Source organism: Mariniflexile jejuense (assembly GCF_042675665.1).
GTDB classification, from domain to species: Bacteria; Bacteroidota; Bacteroidia; order Flavobacteriales; family Flavobacteriaceae; genus Mariniflexile; species Mariniflexile jejuense.
In genome coordinates, this window is record NZ_JBHTJI010000001.1 from 1382413 (window position 1) to 1406513 (window position 24101).

The window sequence follows — 24101 nt, forward strand, 5'->3', positions numbered from 1 at the left end:
AAAAAAAGCATGAAAGTAACTTTGAACCATAACTTCAAATAGGTATGAGCGTTATATATATTTTGTTAACTATTAGCATTATCGTTGCTATCGTTTTTTTTATCGCATTTATACTAGCCGTAAAAAACGGACAGTATGATGATAGTTATACCCCTTCCGTTCGTATGCTGTTTGATGACGAACTAATAAAAGAAAAATCCAATAAATCAATACTAACCAAAAAAGAATAATAGGAACTATTATGGAAATGCAACAATTTCATTACGATAACAAAATCGTTAAAAACTTTCTCTATGCCACCATGCTTTGGGGCGTTGTAGGTATGCTAGTAGGCTTACTGCTAGCCTTTATGTTTTTATTCCCAAATTTAACCGATGGTATTTCATGGCTTAGCTTTGGTAGATTACGCCCTTTACACACAAATGCTGTTATTTTTGCTTTTGTAGGTAATGCAATTTTTGCAGGGGTTTACTACTCTACACAACGTTTATTAAAAGCTAGAATGTTTAGCGATGTTTTAAGTAAAATAAACTTTTGGGGTTGGCAACTTATTATTGTAGCTGCAGCCATTACATTACCTTTGGGTTACACTACATCAAAAGAATACGCAGAACTTGAATGGCCTATAGATATTGCCATAGCCTTAGTTTGGGTGGTTTTTGGTTGGAATTTAATTGGAACCATTTTAAAAAGAAGACAACGTCATTTATATGTTGCTATTTGGTTTTACATAGCTACATTCGTTACCGTTGCTGTACTTCATATATTTAATAGTTTAGAACTTCCTGTTAACGGTTTAAAAAGTTACTCGGTTTACGCAGGTGTTCAAGATGCGTTGGTACAATGGTGGTATGGGCATAATGCGGTTGCATTCTTTTTAACCACACCGTTTTTAGGGCTTATGTACTATTTTGTACCTAAGGCAGCAAACCGACCTGTGTATTCATACAGACTTTCAATAGTTCACTTTTGGTCGTTAATTTTTATATATATCTGGGCAGGACCTCATCACTTATTATATACCGCTTTACCAGAATGGGCACAAAATTTAGGTGTAGCTTTTTCAGTTATGTTATTGATGCCATCTTGGGGTGGTATGATAAACGGACTTTTAACACTTCGTGGTGCTTGGGATAAAGTGCGTGTAGATCCTGTTTTAAAATTTATGGTAGTAGCCATTACGGGTTATGGTATGGCAACTTTTGAAGGTCCAACACTATCACTTAAAAACGTAAATGCCATTGCTCACTTTACCGATTGGATTATTGCTCACGTACACGTTGGTGCATTAGCATGGAACGGTTTCTTAACCTTTGGTATGATTTATTTTCTTGTACCAAAATTATTTAAAACCAAATTATACTCTTTAGCACTTGCAAACTTACATTTCTGGATAGGTACATTAGGTATCATTATGTATGCTTTACCAATGTATGTAGCAGGCTTTACGCAAGCTAGTATGTGGAAACAATTTAATCCAGATGGTACTTTAACTTACGGTAACTTTTTAGAAACTGTTACCGAAATTATGCCTATGTATTGGATGCGTGCTATAGGTGGAACATTATTTTTAACAGGTATGCTTATTATGGTTTACAACATTATTATAACCATAAAACAAGGTAGCAAAGTTGGAGATGAACTTGCTGAAGCTGCAGCTTTAGAACGCGTATCAAAAAAACGTGTTGCAGGCGAAGGCTTCCACACATGGTTAGAACGTAAACCAGTACAATTAACCATTTTAGCAACCGTAGCCATTTTAATTGGTGGTATTATTCAAATTGTACCAACTATTATGGTAAAATCAAACATACCAACCATAGCAAGTGTAAAACCTTATACGCCTTTAGAATTGGAAGGACGTGATATTTACATTCGTGAAGGCTGCGTTGGGTGTCATTCACAAATGATTCGCCCGTTTAGAAGTGAAGTAGAACGCTATGGTGAATATTCAAAAGCTGGTGAATATGTTTACGATCATCCATTCCTTTGGGGAAGCAAACGTACTGGACCCGATTTACACCGTGTTGGCAAAAAATATTCTGATAACTGGCATTTTAACCACATGTACGACCCACAAAGTACCTCATCAGGTTCTATCATGCCCCGATATCCTTGGCTAATAACAGGTAGTGGTAGTGAATTAGATAAATCGCAAACCGAAGCTAAAATGAAAGCAATGGTAACATTAGGTGTACCATATTCTGAAGCAGAAATAGCAAATGCGCAAGCAAATATGTTGGCACAAGGCACCGAGATTGAAAAAAATCTATACTCCGATCCAGACTTTGCAAAAAACTATGAAGCAGACAAAAAATATGCAGCCGAAAATGGTGACGAATTTATTGAAATGAAAAATCGTGAAATTGTAGCTCTTATTGCGTATTTACAACGCTTAGGTACAGATATTCATGTAGAAACAGCACAACAATAACCATCAAAAAAAGTAATTATGTTAAAATATATAAAAGGTCATATGGATAGTATTTCAGGCATAGAAATCTACCCAATAATTTCTCTGCTTATCTTCTTTAGCTTTTTTGTCATCCTATTTTGGTGGGTATTTACTGCTAAAAAAGAGTACATAAAAAACGTTAGTAACATTCCATTAGACAACCAAAACGACCAAATATTATGAGACATTTAATCCCATCTTGGATACGAGTTCCAGTTGTATTCTTCATCATTTTCGCACTTACAGAATACGTTGTAGATTCTGGTGAAAAACCAGCATTTATAGAATATCCAGCTGTATTATTATTTTTATTATTAGTCTTATTAATTCTAATTGCAACCGAAGCTATTATTGGAGCTTTAGAAAATGTAATGCTACATAAATTAGATGAAGAAGCAAAAGCTCGTTTTTTAGCCGAAAAAAGTAAAACGTACCAATTTACATGGCTTAAAAATGCTTACAAAAAACTTGCTGGAAGTAAACCAATTGAAGAAGAAGCTGAAATTATTTTAGATCATAACTATGATGGTATAAAAGAGCTTGACAACAACCTACCTCCTTGGTGGTTATATGGTTTTTATATTTCTATTATTTTTGGAGCCGTTTACTTAATAAGATTCCATATTTTTAATGGTGAAAATCAATTTGATGAATTAGAAACCGAATTAGCTGAAGCAAAAGCATCAGTCGAGGCTTACAAAAAAACAGCTAAAGATTTAGTTGATTTTAATACCGTTACCTTACTTACCGATGCAACAGATTTAAATGCAGGCAAAGCCATTTTTGAGTCAACTTGTGTAGCTTGCCACATGGCAGATGGTGGTGGTGGTATTGGACCAAATTTAACCGATAAATACTGGATTTTAGGTGGCGATATTAGTCATGTTTTTAAAACCATATCTGAAGGCGGACGCTCAGGAAAAGGTATGATAGCTTGGAAAACGCAATTAAAACCTGCTCAAATAGCACAAGTTGCTAGTTATGTTTTAAGCTTACAAGGTACTACACCTGCAAATCCTAAAGAACCACAAGGTGATTTACAAACTGATGAAACCTCTGAAACTCCAGCTGCAACAACCACCGATTCAATACAAGTAGTGACTAATTAAAATAGACAAATGAAACCTAACGACGCTAAATTTTAACGCCGTTAGGTTAAAAAAACACTCCATTTTGGAAACTCCAGAAAACGAAATATTTCGAGACACAATTGGCACCATAACCAAAGAAGGTAAACGCGCTTGGGTGTTTCCTAAAAAACCAAGTGGCAAATTCTATAATTACAGAAAATGGGTAAGCTATGGGTTATTGGCATTTTTACTGGCATCGCCTTTTATAAAAATAAATGGTAACCAGTTTTTAATGTTCAATGTATTAGAACGTAGGTTTAATATATTTGGTTTTCCTTTTTGGCCTCAAGATTTTCATTTGTTTGTTATTTCAATGATAATTGGTGTTGTGTTTATAACCCTTTTTACGGTTGCTTTTGGTCGTATATTTTGTGGGTGGATTTGTCCGCAAACCATTTTTATGGAAATGGTTTTCCGTAGAATTGAATACTGGATTGAAGGTGATAGAGGCAAACAAATTAGATTATCTAAACAACCGTGGAATGCCGAAAAAATAAGAAAAAAAGGATTAAAATTAATTGTTTTTCTTTTCATATCATTTGTTATAGCCAATGTGTTTTTAGCTTATTTAATAGGTAGTGATAATTTAATTCAATATATAATTGATGGGCCAACAAGCCATTTAAGCACGCTATTTTCTCTACTTATTTTTACAGCAGTATTTTATTTTGTTTTTGCATGGTTTAGAGAACAAGTGTGTGTTATTGCTTGTCCTTACGGAAGGTTACAAGGCGTTTTATTAGATACAAAATCGATTGTTGTTGCCTACGACCATAAACGTGGTGAAGCTGAAAATGGCAGAAAGAAATTTAGAAAAAATGAAGATAGAACAGCCTTAGGCTATGGCGATTGTATTGATTGCTTGCAATGTGTAAATGTTTGTCCTACAGGTATAGACATTAGAAATGGCACACAATTAGAATGCGTAAATTGTACTGCTTGCATTGATGAATGCGACCATATTATGGAAAGTGTAAATTTACCTAAAGGCTTAATACGTTATGCTAGTGAAGATAATATTGAAAACAAAGCCTCTTTTAAATTAACTGCTAGAATGAAAGGTTACATAGCTGTTTTAACCATATTAATTGGATTATTAACAGGTATGTTATTTTTAAGAAATGATGTTGAAGCAACTGTTTTAAGGTTACCTGGGCAGCTTTACGAGCATAAAGACAATAACATTATTAGTAACGTTTTTACTTATAAATTAGTAAACAAAACAACAAAAAACATTGCCAATGTGCATTTTAAATTATTATCGCACAAAGGAAATTTAAAGCTGGTAGCTACTCACAATCGTTTTTTGGTACCAAGCCAAGGCATTGCAAAAGGTACTTTGTTTGTTGAAATTAATAATTCGGCTTTAACTGGTGATAGAAATAAAATAAAGATTGGTGTTTATGAAGGTGATAAACTTATTGAAACTACTACGGCTAATTTTTTAGGACCAAGAAGCTATAAATAAGTTGAAACAGTTGATGCATTAGGGATTGAAGTGAAAAGCCCACAGCGAGGTACGAGCGAGGACTTGAAACGTAAAGCCCGACCCGATAGGGAAATGCCATAAAAAAAACAAAAAACATTATCCTGAAACTTATTTAGGGTAAACAAAAAAATAAATACTATGAAAATAAATTGGGGAACAGGAATTGTATTGGCTTTTATTGGATTTATTTCCTTTATAATGTATTTTATTATCACTATGAATGTAAGTGATAAATACGACCATGATTTGGTTACTGAAGATTATTACAAAGACGAATTGGCATACCAAAACAACATTGATAAACTTAATAATGCCAAAGTTTTAGAAGAAAATATTACTTATAAAATTACTAAAGAAGGCATTCTTATTCATTTTCCTGAAAGTTTTGATCCTAAAAAAATTACTGGAAATGTGTTCCTTTATAGACCATCTAACAAACACTTAGATTTTGATACTGCTATTTCATTATCTAAATCAAATTTGCTCATACCTGACATCCGTTTGGTAGATGGTCGTTGGAACATAAAAATTGATTGGCAATATAATGGAAAATCTTATTTGTTTAACGAATCTATAAATTATTAAGCATGCTTGTTTCGGCATTTGTATTAGGCATTTTGGGTAGTTTTCACTGCGTTGGTATGTGTGGACCTATTGCTTTTATGCTACCTGTTGATAGAACAAATGCTTACAAAAAATTACTACAAATTACAATTTACCATTTTGGAAGGTTACTTGCCTACGCTAGTATTGGTTTGGTTTTTGGACTTATTGGTAAAAGCTTGTATCTTTTTGGTTTTCAGCAACAATTATCTATTATAATAGGTGTTTTAATGATTTTTGTTGTGCTTATTCCATATAAAACATTTAGTAAATACAACTTTTCTAAACCTATTTTTAAATTAATTTCTAAAGTGAAATCTGCTCTAGGAACTGCATTAAAGAAAAAAACACCCGAAACATTTTTAACTATTGGGTTTTTAAATGGGTTTTTACCTTGCGGTTTAGTATACATGGCATTATTTGCAGCAATTGTTGGCGGAAGCGCACTAAATGGTAGCTTATACATGGCTGTTTTTGGTTTAGGGACCATACCTTTAATGACAACCGCTATTTATTTATCAAATTTTTTAAAAGGTACTATTAGACAAAAAATACAGAAAGCTATTCCTGTTTTTGTGATAGTTATTGGTGTTTTATTTATTCTTCGTGGTTTGGGGCTTGGTATTCCTTACATTTCTCCTGCACCAGTTCTAGATGTGGTTTCTAGTGGTATGGATTGCCATTAATACAGTAACCACAATACTTTTAAGCGTTTTTAATTATTCTTACAAATTTGTAAATATGTTAAATTTTTACAAAAATTAAATGCTTTACATTCATTTTTAATAGTATTACTATTATATTTGTGTATAATAATATTAATTATGGATAATTTACTTTCAAATTTAAAAATTGCTGTTCCAGAAAAAATTTATGTAAAAGACCCTGAGTCTTCAACACTAGGAAAACGCATTATAGAACAAAGCATCATTTTAATAGATAAAATAGGCTTTGATGCTTTTACTTTTAAGAAATTAGGAGCAGAAATTGGTTCTAATGAAAGTTCTATATATAGATATTTTGAAAGTAAGCATAAACTTCTTCTATATCTATCATCTTGGTATTGGGCTTGGATTGAATATCAATTAGTTTTTGAAACGCATAGTATTTCTGATAATAAAGAAAAACTTCAAAAAGCTATTGAAATTCTTACAAGAACAACCAAAGAAGATTCAAAATACACACACATAAACGAGGTAATACTTTGTAATATTATAATTAACGAAAACTCAAAATCATTTTTAACAAAGGAAGTAGATTTGGAAAATAAAGACGGGTATTTTGTTGTATATAAACGTGTTGTGCTACGTTTAAGAGATATAATTAAAGCTATTAGGCCAGAATATAATTTTGCATCTTGTTTGGCTAGCACTATAGTTGAAGGTAGTTTGCATCAACATTTTTTAAAAGACCATTTTACTACCATAACAGACTGTAAAGCTAACACTACACCAACTATGTTTTTTACAAATTTAACCCTTAATACTTTAAATCTCTAATATATGACTACACCAAACATGACGCCTTGGCAACGATTTATGGGGTTATTACACCTTGAAAAAAAAGATATATTCCAAATTTTTTATTATGCCATTTTTTCGGGTATTGTTTCACTTTCGTTACCGTTAGGCATTCAAGCAATTATTAACTTAATTCAAGGAGCACAAATTTCTACATCTTGGGTAATTTTAGTAATATTAGTAACACTTGGCGTTGCTTTTGCTGGTGCTTTACAGCTAATGCAACTTCGAATAATAGAAACTATACAACAACGTATTTTTACACGTTCATCTTTTGAACTAAGCTACAGATTTCCAAAAATAAAAATGGCAAAATTACGTAACTATTATCCCCCAGAATTAGCTAATAGGTTTTTCGATACTTTAATTATTCAAAAAGGATTATCAAAAATACTTATTGATATTCCTGCGGCTATATTACAAATACTTTTTGCTTTACTTTTATTATCGTTTTATCATCCATTTTTTATAGTTTTTGGTATTCTACTACTTGCATTAATATTGGTAGTTTTTAGGTTTACTGCAAAACGCGGTTTAGAAACAAGTTTAATTGAGTCTAAAAACAAATACAAAGTAGCACATTGGATACAAGAAATAGCCAGAACCTTAGTAAGTTTTAAAGTGTCTGGTAACACAAATTTAGCTCTCACTAAAAATGATAATTTGGTAAGCGAATATTTAACTTCCAGAGAAAATCATTTTAAAATACTAATGATTCAGTTTATACAAATGATTAGTTTTAAAGTAATAGTAACTGCAAGTTTACTATTAATTGGTGGTGCATTAGTACTCAATCAAGAAATGAATATTGGTCAATTTGTAGCAGCAGAAATCATTATCATTCTTGTTATTGCTTCGGTTGAAAAACTAATTTTAGGCTTAGAGTCGTTTTATGATGTATTAACTTCAATAGAAAAAATAGGGCAAATTGTTGATAAAGATTTAGAAGAACAAGATGGCGAAAAACCAACAATTAACGGCAATATTAATATAGAATTAAACCAAGTATCATACACCGTACCTAATAGAGAAGAACCTATAATAAATAACATTTCGCTAAACATAAATAGCAAAACCAGATTACTTATTTTAGGAGAAAGTGGTTCAGGAAAATCAACCCTTTTAAGATTAATTTCGGGTATTAATGAACCTACATCTGGCCATATTCATGTAAACAACTTCTCAATAAATAGTCTTAACCTAAATTATTATAGAGCGCAACTTGGACTTTCATTAACTGAAGAAACACCTTTTGAAGGCACAATAAAAGAAAACTTAACCTTTGATGATGCCAGCATTACAGATGCAGAAATTTTTGATGTTTTAGAAAAAGTTGGCTTAACAAACTTTTTAAAAGAACAGCCAAAAGGATTAAAAACAATTTTATATCCAGATGGTAAACAAATGTCTCATACGGTATCAAAAAAAATAGTTTTAGCCAGAGCTATCTTAAAAAAACCAAAACTACTTATACTTGAAGATGCTCTAGACAGGTTTAACCCTACAGAAACGAATGCAATTATTAACTATTTAACCCATAAAGATAGACCTTGGGCACTAATTGTAGTAAGCGGTAGCGATAGTTGGAAAACCAAATGCACCAATAGTATTCAACTTGAAAATGGAAGAATTAAAAATTAGAAAAAATTATGCTTAATATATCTCATAATCAACTAAATAAAAAAGTGCCTTTATCCAGTTTTAAATCTGGAAAAGACATTTTTAATAAAAACTATTACAAGCAATTTAATAGGTTTTTATTGGTAGCAGCAATATTAGGACTTATTGTGCTTTTTTTGCCATGGACTCAAAATATAACAGGAAACGGCATTGTAACGACATTAAAACCCAATCAGCGTCCACAATATATACAATCTCAAATACCAGGACGTATTGAAGAGTGGTTTGTACAAGAAGGCGATTTTGTAAATGAAGGTGATACCATTATAAGAATATCTGAAATAAAAAGCGAATATTTTGATGATAAATTGGTAGAACGCACCAACCAGCAAATACAAGCAAAATCATCATCTGTAAGCGCTTACCAGGAAAAAGTAGATGCTATAAACAGACAAATTAGCGCAATAAAAAATGAACAACAATTAAAACTATCGCAAGCTAAAAACAAACTTATGCAAGCCCGTTTAAAAGTAAAAAGCGACAGTATAGATTTTGAAGCTTCAAAAACAAATATACGTATTGCAGAAACACAATTTAACCGAATTCAAACACTTCAAAATGAAGGTCTTAAAGCCACTAAAGATGTTGAAGAAAAACGTTTAAAATTACAAGAAACGCAAGCAAAACTTATTTCACAAGAAAACAAATATCTTGCTAGCCAAAACGAATTAATAAATACTCAAATTGAATTATCAAGAATTAATGCAGAGTATGCCGATAAAATATCAAAAGCACAAAGCGATATGTTTACAGCGCAATCAAGTCAATTTGATACTGAAGCCCAAGTAAGCAAATTAGAAAATGATTACACAAATTACAAAGTGCGTAACAATCTTTTATACGTTACAGCACCACAAAGTGGCTATATAAATAAAGCATTACGTGGTGGTATTGGTGTTACTTTTAAAGAAGGCGAAGAACTTGTAGGTATTATGCCTGCAAATTATGATTTAGCTGTTGAAACCTTTATAAACCCAATAGATTTACCTTTACTACATTTACACGAAAAAGTAAGAGTACAGTTTGATGGTTGGCCTGCTATTGTTTTTAGTGGTTGGCCTAATGTATCTTACGGTACTTATGGCGCTAAGGTAATAGCTATAGAACGATTTATAAGTGATAATGGTAAATACAGAATTCTTTTAGCACCTGATGAAAACGACCATAAATGGCCTGAGGCAATAAGAGTTGGCTCGGGTGCAAAAACAATTGCACTACTAGAAGATGTACCAATTTGGTTTGAGCTATGGCGAAACGTTAACAGCTTCCCTCCTAACTATTACCAACCAAAAAATACGACTAAGTCTGATTTAAAAGATTCTAAAAAATGAAAATAATCACACTAGTTATTACTATCTGCTTTAGCCAAATAATTGCAGCTCAAGATAGTTTATCTGTTATAAGTCTTTCAGAATATTTAGGCTATGTAAAAACGTTTCATCCCATAGTTAAGCAAGCTAATTTGGTAATTAGTGAAAGTGAAGCAAAACTTATGAAGGCTCGAGGTGCTTTTGACCCTAAATTAGAAATTGATCACACTCTAAAAACATTTAAAAACACCGAGTACTACAATAAACTAAATGCAACATTTAAAATACCAACTTGGTATGGTATAGAACTTAAAGGTAATTTTGAAGAAAACACAGGTAATTACTTAAACCCTGAAGCTTCTGTTCCTGAAGATGGTTTATACAGTGCTGGCATATCCGTATCTTTAGCACAAGGCTTACTAACAAACAAACGTATGGCAATGCTTAAACAAGCAAAAATATATGTTAACCAAGCCAATGCAGACAAACAAATACTTGTAAACAATATACTTTACAATGCCACAATTACCTATTTCAATTGGTTAAAAACCTATAATGAAAAACGTGTATATGAAGCGTTTTTAACAAATGCCGAAATACGCTTTAACGGTATAAAAAAGAGTTTTCAATTAGGTGAAATGCCAGCTATTGATACTCTAGAAGCTCGAATAGCTTTAAATGATAGAAGACTAAATTTTGAAAAATCGCGAATTAAATTTATAAAATCGTCTTTAGAACTATCAAATTTTTTATGGTTAAATGATGATACACCTATTGAAATTAAAGACTCCATTATACCAGATGTTAATACTTTTGAAACTGTTGATGCTATACTTAACACTTCAAAACTAGCTATTGAAGATTTAAATTTAGATAGCCATCCAAAAATACAATCACTTGATTATAAGCTACAAAGTTTAACAATTGAAAAACGCTTATCACTTAATAACCTACTTCCTAAAATAGACTTACAGTATAATTTTTTATCACAAACCCCAGAAGTGATTAGGTCTTTTAGTACTTCTGCATACAAAAGCGGTTTAAATGTTAGCATACCACTTTTTTTAAGAAAGGAACGTGCCGATTTAAAATTAGCTCAATTAAAAATGCAGGATACACAATTTGAAATTCAAGCCACAAAAGTTAGCTTAAAAAACAAAATAGATGCCATAACACAAGAATTAGATTCTTATACATTACAAAATAAATATACCACCATAATTGTTAGTGATTATACCCAAATGCTTATCGCAGAAGAACGTAAATTCTTTTTAGGTGAAAGCTCATTGTTTTTGGTAAATTCTAGAGAATCTAAATTAATTGATGCAAAACTGAAAGCTATTGATTTAGAAAATAGTTTTTTTAATACAAAAGCTAATTTGTTCAATATTCTAGCGATTTCAAATGTAAATAATTAGAGTTAATTAATTTTAAACGTTATTACAGGTAGTGTTGCGTGGTTTGCAATATCTTCGCCTATACTACCTTCAAAAAAGTGCGATAAGCCTGTTCTACCATGTGTTGGAATAACAATTAAATCGGCACCCAATTTATTTGAAAAATTCAAAATACCTTCTTCAACAGTATAATCAGACACGTAATGAACAGATTCCATACCATCTAAATTTCGTTTTGCTTTAGTGAAAAAATTAACAACAAGTTTTTCAATTTCAATCGAGCTTCTAAACCAATCATTAGGTCTATTTACATGAACCAAGTGCAGTTTGCATTGTAATTTTTGCATCAATTTTTCTGCTTCCAAATATGTATTAATAGATTCTTCAGCAAAATCGCAAGCAAAAACTGCCGATTCAAAGTTTATATTTTTTAACTCATTTTTTATTACCAAAACAGGAACATTAGCAGTTCTAACAACGCGCTCTGTGTTTGAACCTACAAAAAAATCTACAACACCACTTGTGCCTTGAGAACCCATAATTATTAAATCGGCATCATGTTTTTCGGCAACATCATTTACTTCACTAAACACTTTAAAATGTTTGATTATAGGTGTAACTTTTAACGCTTTTAAGTAGTCCTTTTCAAGAAATCTTTCAAACTTTTGTTCAGCTAATTTAACAAAAAACACAGCCTGTTCATTTACATAACCATCAGAAGCTGTTAGCATTACATCGCTCATCTCTAACATGTGTAACGCTAAAATTTCAGCCTTAAATTTTTTTGCAAATTTAGCTGCGGCTTGTAGCGCAAATTCAGATTGCTCTGAAAAATCTATGGGAACTATAATTTTTTTCATGTGTTTATATTTATTTATTTTTAGGTCACATGCTGTTCGCTATTAATCATTTCCTTAAATGATAAAATTTTGAACATGCTCGTTTCATTTTATTTTTTTTAGGTTAAACAGTCATTGAAAATAATTGGGTATTGGGTTGTTTGCGTTGTAATAATAAATCGAACGCCATACAAATGTTTCTAACAAATGGCTGTCCTTTTTTAGTTACATTAATTTCATTTGAAGCTATATGTAGTAAACCATCTGCTTCCATTTCTTTTAATTTTACCAAAACATCTGGCAATTCATTAAAATACAATGAATTTGAAGTCCATGATGTTTTAAATTGGCACATTAAATTAAGAATATGCTTTCTTATAATTAAATCTTCTTCATTTAAAATATGGCCTCTAAAAACTGGTATAATATTATCTTTTAATAAGTTGTAATATTCTTCAATACCTTTTACATTTTGAGAAAAACCATACCAACTATCACTGATAGATGATACACCTAAACCAATCATAGCTTGAGTTTTAGATGCGGTATAACCCATAAAATTTCTATGTAATTTACCCATTTGCATAGATTGATATAACGAATCTGTTTGTAAAGCGAAATGATCCATTCCTATTTCGTGGTAACCAACTTCTGCAAGTAAACGTTTTCCTAGTTCGTATTGTTGTCGTTTTAATTCGGCTGAAGGTAAATCGGCATCACAAAACCCACGTTGTCCGTTTCCTTTTATCCACGGCACATGGGCGTAACTATAAAATGCCAATCTATCGGGTAATAATTCTTTCGTTTTTAAAATAGTTTGTTCTACATGCGCTATGGTTTGAAATGGCAACCCGAAAATAATGTCGTGACCTACAGAGGTGTAACCTACTTCCCTAGCCATTATAGTAGCTTGTTTTACGTTTTCAAAAGGTTGTATTCTATGTATGGCTTTTTGTACCGTTTCGTTATAATCTTGCACACCATAACTTACACGCCTAAAACCAACATCGTATAATGCTTGTAAGTGCGCTTTGGTGGTATTGTTTGGATGACCTTCAAAGCTAAACTCGTAATTTTCAGTAAGTTTTGAAGTTCTTAAAATACCTTTAATAAGTGTTGTTAAGTTTTCCGGACTAAAAAATGTAGGTGTTCCACCACCTAAATGCAATTCCTTAATTATAGGTTTTTCATTAAGCAATTCTAAATATAAATACCATTCTTTTAAAACGGCATTTATATAAGGTGATTCTACATTATGTTGTTTCGTAATACGCTTATTACAACCACAAAACGTACACAAACTTTCGCAAAAAGGTAAGTGAATATATAAACTAATACCTTCTTTTGAATTACTTTCATCAAACGATTTTTTTAATGATGCTTTCCATAATTTTAATGAAAATGATGCATCATCCCAATACGGAACCGTTGGATAACTGGTATATCGTGGACCAGCAATATTATATTTATTGATTAATGAATTATGCATACCTAACATTTATACATCCAAAATTAAAGCTATGCATCTGTTAAAAATATGATATATATCATGTATCCCATTTGCAATTTGTATATTAGTGCATCAATTTTATTTGAAAAAAATATAGAAAATGAAAAAATTAAGCATCCTATTTTTAGCCTTATCAGTAAGCATTATTTCTTGTAAAGATGCTAAAAAAAGTACCGAAACTATTGAAACAAAACCTATTAAAACAAACGTTGTTCAACCTAAAAAATTAACAATAACCTTAACACCAAAAAGCAATAGCAATGTAACTGGTACGGTTGTTTTTACTGAAGAAAATGGCGTAGTAAGCATGTTGGCAACTATGACAGGTTTAGAACCTGGTGAACATGCTATACACATACACGAATCGTCTGATTGTTCTTCACCTGATGGAAAATCTACGGGCGGCCATTGGAACCCAACAAACCAACCACACGGAAAATGGGGTGTAGAAACTGGTTACCACAAAGGTGATATTGGAAACTTTGTTGCAGATGAAAATGGAAATGGTAACATATCAATGTCAACCAACGAATGGTGTATAGATTGTGATGATGCCAATAAAAACATTATAGGCAAAGGCATAATAGTACATACAGGTGTTGATGATTTTAAAACCCAACCTACTGGTGATGCTGGTGGGCGTGTAAGTTGCGCTGGTATTATTGAATAAACAATAAACACTTATAAAAAAATATAAAAGCTACTTTAAAAGTAGCTTTTATATTTTTATTTACTACTTTCGAAAAACCTAAAACATCTTAATGCAATTAGAAATTCTTATAGAAAAATTTAAACAGAAAGACGAAAAAGCTTTTGAAGCACTTTACAATATGTATAGTGATAGTATGCAAGGTGTTATTTATAACATTGTGCGTGATGCTGATATTGCTGAAGAAGTTATGCAAGATGTTTTTATAAAGGCCTGGAACAATGCAAGTTCTTATTCATCTGAAAAAGGACGCTTTTTTACATGGATAATAAACATAGCAAGAAACGCAGCGATTGATAAAACACGTTCAAAAGCCTTTAAAAAATCGAAACAAAACCTTGATGCCGATTTTTTCGTAGATATACTTGAAACCAATGAAAGTTTAGATACGCAAACCGATGCTATTGGCATTGCAAAGTTTGTAAATAAACTAGCTAAAAAATGTATAGAAGTTATTGAACTGTTATACTTTAAAGGTTACACACAACTTGAAGCATCAGAAGCTCTTGATATGCCAATTGGCACAATTAAAACAAGAAACAGAAATTGCATTCAAGAATTAAGAAACATGGTATTAAAATAAAATGGATATTAAAGCATACATAGAATCTGGAATTTTAGAGCTATACGTAGCGGGTTCGCTTTCTGAAAAAGAAAATCAGGAAGTATATGCGCTTATGCAACAGTATCCTGAAATTCTGCAAGAAGTTTTAGATATAGAAGCAGCTATTATTAAATTAACTGCTGCTACTTCGCGATATAAAAACGCGAATACCTTCCAAAAAATAAAAGATCAATTAGGTTTTGATGCTGATGACACAAAAGTTATTTCTATAGCAAAACCAACATACAACTGGATAACCTATACAGGTTGGGCAGCTTCGGTAATTTTAGCAGTTGGATTATTTTACACGGTAACGCAAAACAACAAATTACAAGAAAATATTCAAATTGCTAAAACGCAACAATCGCTTTTAGAAACACAAATTGCTAATTCTAAAAATAGTTTAGAAGAAGCAAATACATTAATAACGGTGTTGCGTGATGATAACATTACCAAAATACAACTTGCAGGACAAGGAAATTTTGCAAGTACGTATGCTAAAGTATATTGGGATAAAAATTCGCAACGTATCTTTTTAGATGCACAAGGTTTACCTGAACCACCTGAAGGTAAAGTGTACCAAGTTTGGTCGTTAAAATTAAGTCCGTTAACACCTACCAGTTTAGGTACAATAGATGATTTTAAAACCGATAGTAACAAAATTTTCGAAATTAAAAACGCTAACGAAAGTGAAGCGTTTGGTATTACTCTTGAACCTGCTGGCGGTAGCAAAACACCAACCATGGAACAACTTTATACCCTTGGTGCTGTATAAATTACATTACGCAAAACATATTACTTACTATTATAAATATCCTCTAAAATTTAGAGGATATTTTTTTTGCGTAAAACATAAAGCACTATTCATTTGTATAAAAATTCAATATTTTGTACTTTATGTTTCAACAAAACAAATACAAACAATGGGAAAAGGTGATAAAAAAACAAAACGAGGCAAAATAAACCGAGGTACTTTTGGCGCTAGACGACCAAGAATAAAAAAGAAACCAACAATTGAAAATAAACTAAGTATTGATAAAAAAGCAATAGTAAAATAACGCTTACTATTTTAGTTCTGCCAAAAGTTTTTCAACTTCTTGAATTGTGGCGCGATACAACCGTTTATTTACACTTGTCATATTTTGAGATTCTACCTTTATTTCTTCCAAAATTTCTTTTGCATCAGCTGTTTTGCTTTGGTTAATTAAAAACTTTGCAAGTGCTAATCGTTCGTTATAAAATGAATAACGAACATCTATTTTTCTTAAATTTAATTCCGCTTCTTCAAATTTACCTAACTTTTCTAAAGCTAATCCGTATAAAAATTGTGCTCTCGATTTTTTAAACTCGACTTGATTTTGAATTTTTTCAGCATAAAAAACTACTTTTTCATAATCTTGCGAACCAAAATATGCTGCTATTAATTTTTTAGTAACATAAAAATCATTTTGAGAAGTATCTTGTAGCGCCTCTAAATAATATGGAATGGCTGTTTTATAATCCTTAATATTTAGCAATGCATCGGCTAAATTAACTCTGTTTTGATAGGTTTCAGAAAATTGAAGGCGTTTTTCTAAATCTTTAATTTTTTTTGTTGGATTGATAACCGAAACTATTTCTTCTTGAATTTTTACGGCATCGCGCTTATTATAAACTTGAGTTATTAAGTAAATTATACAGCCTACAAGGGGTAAAAACATTATTAGAAAATACCAATAATAAGCATTTCCGTTTTTGTATGCATGGTAAACACAATAGCCTTGAAGAATTAATATTAAATAGTATGGCATAAATTACCTTATAAAAGTCAATTCTGTTTCGGTTGACATGGGTTCGCTAAAATGATAACCTTCATAATTGAAAGCTTTTATATCGTCAATGGTTTTAGCATTTGTATCTACAACGTAACGTGCCATTAAACCTCTGGCCTGTTTAGCAAAGGTCATTATCATTTTATATTCGCCGTTTTTAAAATCTTTAAAATTTGCTGTAATTACTGGTGCTTTTAAAGCTTTCATATCAATAGCTTTAAAGTATTCGTTACTTGCAAGATTTAACAAGAATTCACCGTCTTCCAATTCATCATTCAACGCTTTAGCAATGGTTTTTTGCCAAAATTCATAAAGGTTTTTGTTTTTCCCAACAGGAAATTTTGTTCCCATCTCTAAACGGTAAGGTTGTATTAAATCTAAGGGTTTTAGTAAACCGTATAAGCCAGAAATAATACGGATGGTATTTTGAGCACTTTCTATTTTAGTTTCAGAAATTGAGTAAGCATCTAATCCTCTATAAACTTCACCACTAAAAGCATACATTGCTGGTCGTGCATTACTTGGCGTAAATGGTAATTCCCATGTTTGATTGCGCTCATAATTTAACTGCCCTAACGCATCGGAAATACTCATAAGTTTTGATAAGCTTTTAGCCGATTTCTTTTTAAGTAGCTTATTTAAACGCTCGGATTGATTTAAAAATTGAGGTTCTGTATGTTGGGTTGTTGGTAGCTTTGTTTCAAAATCGAGCGACTTTGCTGGTGATATTACTAGTTTCATTCCTTCTTTTTTTATAATTTCAAAGTTACAACTCCTTAGTAATAATAAAAAGGTAGTTAACAAGTATTTGATGATGCTATAATAAAGCAAATTAATAATCTTTTCAATTTATCAAATAAAAAAGCCTACCAAAATAAATTGATAGGCTTTTAAGAAATTAGATTGAGTTAGTTTAGTTTTCTAATTTCTTTTTCTTTTCTTCTTCTTTATTGATTGTATCGTACATTAAAGGCGTAGCAATAAATAATGATGAATATGTACCAACTACAATACCTACTATTAATGCAAACATAAAACCTCTAATAGATTCACCACCAAAAATAAAGATAGCTAATAATACTACTAATGTGGTTGATGATGTATTTAAGGTTCTACCTAATGTACTGCTTAAAGACACATCTACAATTTTATCAAACTTCCAATTGGTATGCTCGTTTATGTATTCTCTAACCCTATCGAATACAATTACGGTATCGTTTAATGAATAACCAATTACTGTTAGTATGGCAGCTATAAATGCTTGATCTATTTCCATACTAAATGGCATAAACTTGTACGTTAATGAGAATACACCTAATACGATAAGTACGTCGTGAAAAACTGCCAAAACAGCACCTAATGAATATTGCCATTTTTTGAAACGGAATAAGATATACAAGAACACCACAATTAACGAGCCTAAAATAGACCAGAATGAAGCTTGTTTAATATCATCGGCAATGGTTGGACTAACTTTGTAATACTTCATTAAACCAACAGATTTCGCTTCAGATTCATTAATAAAATCTTCATAAGAAACCCCTGTTAAGTGTGGTTGTAATGTTGTGTAAAGTTTTTCTCTAATAGCTTCATCTATTTCTGTACCAGATTCGTTTACTTTATATTTTGTTGTAATTTTTAATTGGTTAGCATCACCAAAGGTTTTAGCATCTGCACTACCAAAAGCACCAACTAAAGTTTTTGTTATTTCAGAAGCATTTACATCTTGTGGAAAACGTACTTGGTATGTTCTACCTCCAACAAAATCAACACCTTGATCTAAACTGTTTGTAAATAAAGACCCTAAACTTACTAATATAAATGCACCCGATACGATGTATGCAATTTTACGTTTCTTTAAAAACTCGATATTTAGATTTCTAAATAAATTTTTAGTAAGTGGTGTTGAGAATTCTAATTTACCACCTTTGTTTACATACCAATCTACTAACAATCTAGTTATAAAAATAGCTGTAAATAACGATGTACCAATACCAATTAATAAGGTAGTAGCAAATCCTTTAATAGGTCCTGTACCAAAAATAAATAATATTAAAGCGGTTAAACCCGTTGTAATGTTGGCATCTAAAATTGAGGATAATGCATTACTAAAACCGTCTTGAATGGCTTCTTTTTGACCTTTACCTTTCGCAATTTCTTCACGAATACGCTCGAAAATAATTACGTTCGCATCAACCGACATACCAATTGTTAATACGATACCCGCAATACCAGGTAATGTTAGTACAGCACCTAAGCCCGATAAAATACCGAAGATTAATAAGATATTTAGTATCATAGCAATATCTGAAAAACCACCTGCTTTTCCGTAATAAACTACCATCCAAACTAATACTAAAGCCAATGCTATCATGAAAGACATTGTACCACTATCAATAGCTTCTTGACCTAATGATGGCCCAACTACTTCACTTTGAATAATATCTGCCGATGCTGGTAATTTACCTGCACGTAATACGTTTGCTAAATCGACTGCCTCATTTAATGTAAAGTTTCCTGAAATTTCAGAATTTCCACCAGAAATTGCACCTGTAGTTACACCTGGCGCAGAATACACAACGTTATCTAAAACAATAGCTATTTGACTTCCTTGCGCATACGCTTTTCCAGTCATTTCTTCCCAAATTTTAGCACCTTTTGCATTCATTTGCATTGATACTGTTGGCTTGTTTGTTTGACCGAAATCGTTACGAGCATCGGTTACAACTGCACCACTTAATTGAGGAATATTATCTCTGTTTCCTACTAAAGCGTATAAATCTACTATTTCACTATCTTTTTCTGGTTTACCAAATGCGAATTTCGTATAACGCATCTCAGCAGGAAGTAATGCTCTTACTTTAGGTGAGTTTAAGTAACCAAGTACTTTTGCTTTATCTTTAATTTCGAATTGCGCAATAACTGGTCCACCTTGATAACCATAACCACGAACTAAACCAAGAAGTGGTTCAACAGTTTTTACAGTAGTAGAATCGGTTGCTGCTTCACCTAAAAGGTCGTCAATAGTTGAATCTGTCGTTTCTTTAGTTTCAACTGTAGTCGAATCTTTTTTAACTTCCGTAGTTTCTTTAGTGTCTTTTAAAGCATCATTAGCTTGTGCCATAAAATTGAAGAATTGCTCACCTTTATAAGCATCCCAAAATTCTAATTGTGCTGTACTTTGTAATAAACTTGTAGCACGCTCAACATCTTTAACACCTGGTAATTCTACTAAAATTCTACCAGAAGTTCCTAAACGTTGAATATTTGGCGAGGTTACACCAAACTCATCAATACGCTTGCGTAATACTTCAAACGCAGAAACAATTGATTCATCAATTTTTGTTCTAATGATTTTTTTAACTTCATCATCAGACATATTTCCTTCAATTTCACCATCTAAAGCTTTAGTGTAGAAAATATCTGGAGATGCTAACTTTGTGTTACCTTTAATTTTATCAAATGCGATGAAAAAATCTTCTAAATAAGTATTTTGGCTATTTTTTTGAAGAATTTCAGCATCATTTAAGGCTTTATTAAAAACAGGGTTTTTAGTTTTATTAGCCAACCCACTTAAAATGTCTTTTACAGATACTTGAAGAATAACGTTGATACCACCTTTTAAGTCCAAACCTAAATTCATAGCTTTTTCTTTCACTTCGTTATATGTGAATTTTGCTATACCAATATTAAATACCGTATCTGTTGCTACTGCTGCAAGATAATTTGCTTCTTCAGCACTTCTTTTAGCACGATAATCTGGATCGGTGGTTGGAATTTTTTTAATAGCTACTTCTTCAGCAGCTTTTTCTATTTGATTTGCTTTGAATGTGAATGATAATTGGTAAATACTTACCAAACCAAACAAAACTGCAAATAACTTTACTAGTCCTTTGTTTTGCATTATGAAATTATTTTAGTCAAATTTTTTTAAAACGAGCAAATATAGAATTTACCAACGATTTGACAATTATTTTTTTATGATTAAATGTGAGTGTTTTTAGCTTTAAAATGATTGATTAAAGCTAAACAGTTTTTAGGAAAGTTTCCTTATTAAGAATTAGGTCCTGCCCTAACCTCTGGTATTTTATAAGACGTATTATCTATCGCAATTGCAACAGTGCTATAAAACTTGAAAGCTTCTTTTTCAATAAGCTCTGATGTATTTATAACTATACCACTATTTGGAATAAATATATTAGAAATAAAAAAGCGATTAAAATCCGATTTAATTTCTAAAGCACATTTACCACAAAAACCTGATTCTGCATCGGGTTTATGAATTTCAAAAACATCAAGATTATAGGTAGATTCTTTTTTATTTGAAGGTAACTGCAAAGGGTTTTCGTCCGATGTAGAATTTTCTAAAGCTAATGCGTTTGTTTCTGAAAGTATCTTTTTTACACTAACAGCATCCGTTTCACTGTAATAGGTAATTTTTAAACCACCACTTATCTGTGCTTCAACTTTAATATTTTCTGCACCAATGGTTTGCAACTGCTTTTTTATAATGGCAATAGCATTATCAGATTCATTTTCAGAAACTTTTAAATGCGTAAACTGCAATACAATTTCCTGATTTGCTTCCGGAATTTGATTGTAATTAATAACACCTAGTAGGGTAAAAATAAAAATGAATGTACTTACGTACCATTTTGCCTTCATGCACCAAATATATCATTTAAAAGTTGAAAGTTAAAAGTTAAAAGTTAAAAAGTGCCTAACATTGTAGTTTGCATACAACTTTAGGCACTTTAATTATTTATAACTTTAAAAGTTTTTAACTTTATAGCCTTGTAAACTATAGTAAATCGTTAACTGCTTTTACACCAGCTGCACTTTCTACCATAGTTGCTTTTTCAGCATCATTTAAAGTGATATTTACAATCTCTTCAATACCATTTTTTCCTAAAATTACTGGTACACCAAGGCAGATATCTTTAAAGCCATATTCACCTTCTAACAATGCAGAACAAGGGAAAACTTTTTTAGTATCGCAAGCAATAGCTTGAACCATTGCAGATACTGCTGCTCCTGGTGCATACCATGCAGACGTACCTAATAATTTGGTAAGTGTAGCACCTCCAACTTTAGTATCTTCTTTTACTTGATTTAATCGTTCTTCACTTAAAAATTCTGAAACCGGCACACCATTTCTAGTAGCTAAACGTGTTAAAGGAATCATACCTGTATCACTATGTCCGCCAATTACCATACCATCTACATCGCTTATTGGTCCGCCTAAAGCTTCAGCTAATCTGTATTTAAAACGAGCAGAATCTAAAGCTCCACCCATTCCAATAATTCTGTTTTTAGGAATACTAGTTGATTTATGTACTAAATAGGTCATTGTATCCATTGGGTTACTTACCACGATAATTATCGTTTTTGGTGAAAACTCAATTAAACTTGAAGAAACTGTTTTTACAATTCCTGCATTAATACCAATTAATTCTTCGCGAGTCATTCCTGGTTTACGAGGAATACCAGATGTTATAACACACACATCACTATTAGCTGTTTGGCTATAATCGTTTGTGATACCAGTTATTTTAGTATCAAACCCGTTTAATGATGCTGTTTGCATTAAATCCATAGCTTTACCTTCTGCATAGCCTTCTTTAATGTCTAATAAAACAACTTCTGAAGCGAAATTTTTAATGGCAATATACTCTGCACAACTTGCGCCTACTGCTCCTGCACCTACTACTGTTACTTTCATTTTTTAGTTTTTAATAATTTTTTAGTTGTATAAATGTAATTGTGATATTTTTTCCTTTTAAAAAATGCAAAATTTACAATTGCACTTCGCAAAAGGTTAATTTATAGCTTTTAAGCACGCTAAATTACGAATTTAAATACACTAAATAAAAAAAGAGCAAGATTAAATCATGCTCTTTTTCAACTAAACTAACTAAAACTAAAACAATTATTATATATGAAAATTTTTATTTGAAATATCTTATCTAAATCCGAAATTAATACCAACTGAAAAGGCATCAAACTCGGCTAAATGGTATTCAGCATTCAATCTGAAAAAACCTAATTTTAACTTTGTTCCTAAAGTTCCTCTAACTCCTGATACTTCACTTGATACCGAAAAAGGATCTGTTTCTGTTCTTGAAATTAATGGTCCGCTTGTAACAACATATGTTCCTAACACATCTGATTCTGATTTACCTTTAATATAGCCAATACCACCGTAAAAATTAATAACTGGCAATTTTGTTGAGGCAATTAATTGGTATAACCAAGTGTTTATTTCATTTTCAATTCGTTGATTACTACCGTTAATACCTGAAGATTCAGTAATATCGTAAGATCCTCCTAGATGTGTATATGCTACCAAACCTGAAACAGCAACTGGTAATATTTTATCTGCTGGTAACCATTTTGTAAATTCTACTTGCAAACCAGCACCATACATATTTATCGACACATCTTCAGTATCTACTTTAGGTACAAAACGTGCTTTTAATTCAATTCCTTTGCTTAATCCTAATGCACCTTGGATAAAGGCTGTTGGCAATAAGTTTGCTGTTGCTTCACCAATACCTGACGGCAACGTAATTGTTTGAGAATTAAAATTTGGTGTGGTTTTCGATCTAACTATAAGTTTTACATCTGGATCATTTTCTCCTAAAACGGTTGCAACTAATTTTGTTTGTAATGTTTCATTATCTTCAAAAGCTACTGTAAAATCATAATCAGCACTATTATATTGAGCCATATCCATTAAGAACATTTTATTCTCATCTTTAATACTTGCTGCATTTGCTATTACGGATATTTCAAATCCGCCTAAAGGTTTTGCATCGGCTGTATTAAACCAGTTGGCATTCATACTATACATTAAACCATTTGTTCCTGGTGCTAAATAATCATTAGTAAAACGTTGTGCATTTTCTTTACCAGCCGCAAAAAGCGCATCAATATCTTGTGCTTTAGATATTTGTGTTACCATAAAAAGTAACATAAGTAGGGATATCTTTTTCATTTTTTTAAATTTGGATTAGACAAATATATATAAAAAACTACAATAAA

At 31.6% G+C, this 24101-nt stretch carries 23 protein-coding genes; 15 read left to right on the forward strand and 8 right to left on the reverse strand.

From position 1 onward, the window contains the following. Positions 1–44: 44 nt before the first annotated feature. The 11 genes from ccoS (at position 45) to ACFQ1R_RS06000 (ending at position 11605) form a co-directional block, all read left to right on the forward strand. Entirely contained in the window at positions 45–230 is a 186-nt protein-coding gene (gene ccoS / locus ACFQ1R_RS05950) for a cbb3-type cytochrome oxidase assembly protein CcoS (protein ID WP_379925210.1), read from the forward strand. An 11-nt stretch (positions 231–241) separates the two neighbouring features. After that, positions 242–2434, forward strand: coding sequence for a cytochrome-c oxidase, cbb3-type subunit I (gene ccoN, locus ACFQ1R_RS05955; RefSeq protein WP_379925211.1), 2193 nt, complete (start codon positions 242–244; stop codon positions 2432–2434). Positions 2435–2452: 18 nt separating this feature from the next. Further along, the gene (locus ACFQ1R_RS05960; RefSeq protein ID WP_379925212.1) at positions 2453–2638 is read left to right on the forward strand and encodes a CcoQ/FixQ family Cbb3-type cytochrome c oxidase assembly chaperone; all 186 of its coding nucleotides are present in this window, start codon (positions 2453–2455) and stop codon (positions 2636–2638) included. Continuing rightward, the gene (locus ACFQ1R_RS05965; RefSeq protein ID WP_379925213.1) at positions 2635–3564 is read left to right on the forward strand and encodes a cbb3-type cytochrome c oxidase N-terminal domain-containing protein; all 930 of its coding nucleotides are present in this window, start codon (positions 2635–2637) and stop codon (positions 3562–3564) included. The genes ACFQ1R_RS05960 and ACFQ1R_RS05965 overlap by 4 nt, the downstream gene beginning before the upstream one ends. A gap of 64 nt (positions 3565–3628) precedes the next feature. Next, entirely contained in the window at positions 3629–5053 is a 1425-nt protein-coding gene (gene ccoG / locus ACFQ1R_RS05970) for a cytochrome c oxidase accessory protein CcoG (protein ID WP_379925215.1), read from the forward strand. Between the two features lie 159 nt (positions 5054–5212). Next, positions 5213–5659 carry a FixH family protein gene (locus tag ACFQ1R_RS05975; RefSeq protein WP_379925216.1) on the forward strand — a complete coding sequence of 149 codons (447 nt, stop codon included), beginning with the start codon at positions 5213–5215 and terminating at the stop codon, positions 5657–5659. Positions 5660–5661: 2 nt separating this feature from the next. Further along, positions 5662–6363 carry a sulfite exporter TauE/SafE family protein gene (locus tag ACFQ1R_RS05980; protein ID WP_379925217.1) on the forward strand — a complete coding sequence of 234 codons (702 nt, stop codon included), beginning with the start codon at positions 5662–5664 and terminating at the stop codon, positions 6361–6363. A 138-nt stretch (positions 6364–6501) separates the two neighbouring features. Continuing rightward, entirely contained in the window at positions 6502–7176 is a 675-nt protein-coding gene (locus ACFQ1R_RS05985) for a TetR/AcrR family transcriptional regulator (RefSeq protein ID WP_379925218.1), read from the forward strand. Between the two features lie 3 nt (positions 7177–7179). Continuing rightward, positions 7180–8838 carry a peptidase domain-containing ABC transporter gene (locus ACFQ1R_RS05990; protein WP_379925219.1) on the forward strand — a complete coding sequence of 553 codons (1659 nt, stop codon included), beginning with the start codon at positions 7180–7182 and terminating at the stop codon, positions 8836–8838. A gap of 8 nt (positions 8839–8846) precedes the next feature. After that, on the forward strand, positions 8847–10208 hold the full coding sequence (locus tag ACFQ1R_RS05995; protein WP_379925220.1) for an HlyD family secretion protein: 1362 nt from the start codon (positions 8847–8849) through the stop codon (positions 10206–10208). Further along, entirely contained in the window at positions 10205–11605 is a 1401-nt protein-coding gene (locus ACFQ1R_RS06000) for a TolC family protein (RefSeq protein ID WP_379925221.1), read from the forward strand. The genes ACFQ1R_RS05995 and ACFQ1R_RS06000 overlap by 4 nt, the downstream gene beginning before the upstream one ends. A gap of 2 nt (positions 11606–11607) precedes the next feature. On the opposite strand, the gene ACFQ1R_RS06005 is transcribed toward ACFQ1R_RS06000, so the two are convergent. Together ACFQ1R_RS06005 and hemN are read right to left on the reverse strand one after the other, a co-directional pair. Next, a complete protein-coding gene (locus tag ACFQ1R_RS06005) occupies positions 11608–12444 on the reverse strand; it encodes a universal stress protein (RefSeq protein WP_379925222.1) in 837 nt (278 codons plus the stop codon). Between the two features lie 103 nt (positions 12445–12547). Continuing rightward, positions 12548–13912 (reverse strand): oxygen-independent coproporphyrinogen III oxidase, encoded by a 1365-nt coding sequence (gene hemN, locus ACFQ1R_RS06010; protein ID WP_379925223.1) that lies wholly within the window; start codon positions 13910–13912, stop codon positions 12548–12550. A 121-nt stretch (positions 13913–14033) separates the two neighbouring features. On the opposite strand from hemN, the gene ACFQ1R_RS06015 reads away from it, so the two are divergent. The 4 genes from ACFQ1R_RS06015 (at position 14034) to ACFQ1R_RS06030 (ending at position 16304) form a co-directional block, all read left to right on the forward strand. Beyond that, positions 14034–14603 (forward strand): superoxide dismutase family protein, encoded by a 570-nt coding sequence (locus ACFQ1R_RS06015; RefSeq protein WP_379925224.1) that lies wholly within the window; start codon positions 14034–14036, stop codon positions 14601–14603. 91 nt (positions 14604–14694) lie between these two features. Further along, complete coding sequence (locus tag ACFQ1R_RS06020; RefSeq protein WP_379925225.1) at positions 14695–15225, forward strand: RNA polymerase sigma factor; 531 nt, start codon at positions 14695–14697, stop codon at positions 15223–15225. Position 15226: 1 nt separating this feature from the next. Further along, on the forward strand, positions 15227–16021 hold the full coding sequence (locus ACFQ1R_RS06025; protein ID WP_379925226.1) for an anti-sigma factor: 795 nt from the start codon (positions 15227–15229) through the stop codon (positions 16019–16021). Positions 16022–16169: 148 nt separating this feature from the next. Continuing rightward, positions 16170–16304 (forward strand): 30S ribosomal protein THX, encoded by a 135-nt coding sequence (locus ACFQ1R_RS06030; RefSeq protein WP_379925227.1) that lies wholly within the window; start codon positions 16170–16172, stop codon positions 16302–16304. 6 nt (positions 16305–16310) lie between these two features. Here the strand turns inward: ACFQ1R_RS06030 and ACFQ1R_RS06035 are convergent, their stop codons facing one another. The 6 genes from ACFQ1R_RS06035 to ACFQ1R_RS06060 all read right to left on the reverse strand — a co-directional run bounded on the left by ACFQ1R_RS06035 (position 16311) and on the right by ACFQ1R_RS06060 (position 24054). Further along, positions 16311–17036: a hypothetical protein gene (locus ACFQ1R_RS06035; protein WP_379925228.1), complete on the reverse strand. Its 726-nt coding sequence runs from the start codon at positions 17034–17036 to the stop codon at positions 16311–16313. Positions 17037–17039: 3 nt separating this feature from the next. After that, the gene (yaaA, locus tag ACFQ1R_RS06040) at positions 17040–17798 is read right to left on the reverse strand and encodes a peroxide stress protein YaaA (protein ID WP_379925229.1); all 759 of its coding nucleotides are present in this window, start codon (positions 17796–17798) and stop codon (positions 17040–17042) included. A 172-nt stretch (positions 17799–17970) separates the two neighbouring features. After that, entirely contained in the window at positions 17971–20961 is a 2991-nt protein-coding gene (gene secDF / locus ACFQ1R_RS06045; protein WP_379925230.1) for a protein translocase subunit SecDF, read from the reverse strand. Positions 20962–21110: 149 nt separating this feature from the next. After that, positions 21111–21722 (reverse strand): hypothetical protein, encoded by a 612-nt coding sequence (locus ACFQ1R_RS06050; RefSeq protein WP_379925231.1) that lies wholly within the window; start codon positions 21720–21722, stop codon positions 21111–21113. A 136-nt stretch (positions 21723–21858) separates the two neighbouring features. Then, positions 21859–22779, reverse strand: coding sequence for a malate dehydrogenase (gene mdh / locus ACFQ1R_RS06055; protein ID WP_379925232.1), 921 nt, complete (start codon positions 22777–22779; stop codon positions 21859–21861). Positions 22780–23019: 240 nt separating this feature from the next. Further along, entirely contained in the window at positions 23020–24054 is a 1035-nt protein-coding gene (locus ACFQ1R_RS06060; protein ID WP_379925233.1) for a DUF6588 family protein, read from the reverse strand. Positions 24055–24101: the final 47 nt, after the last annotated feature.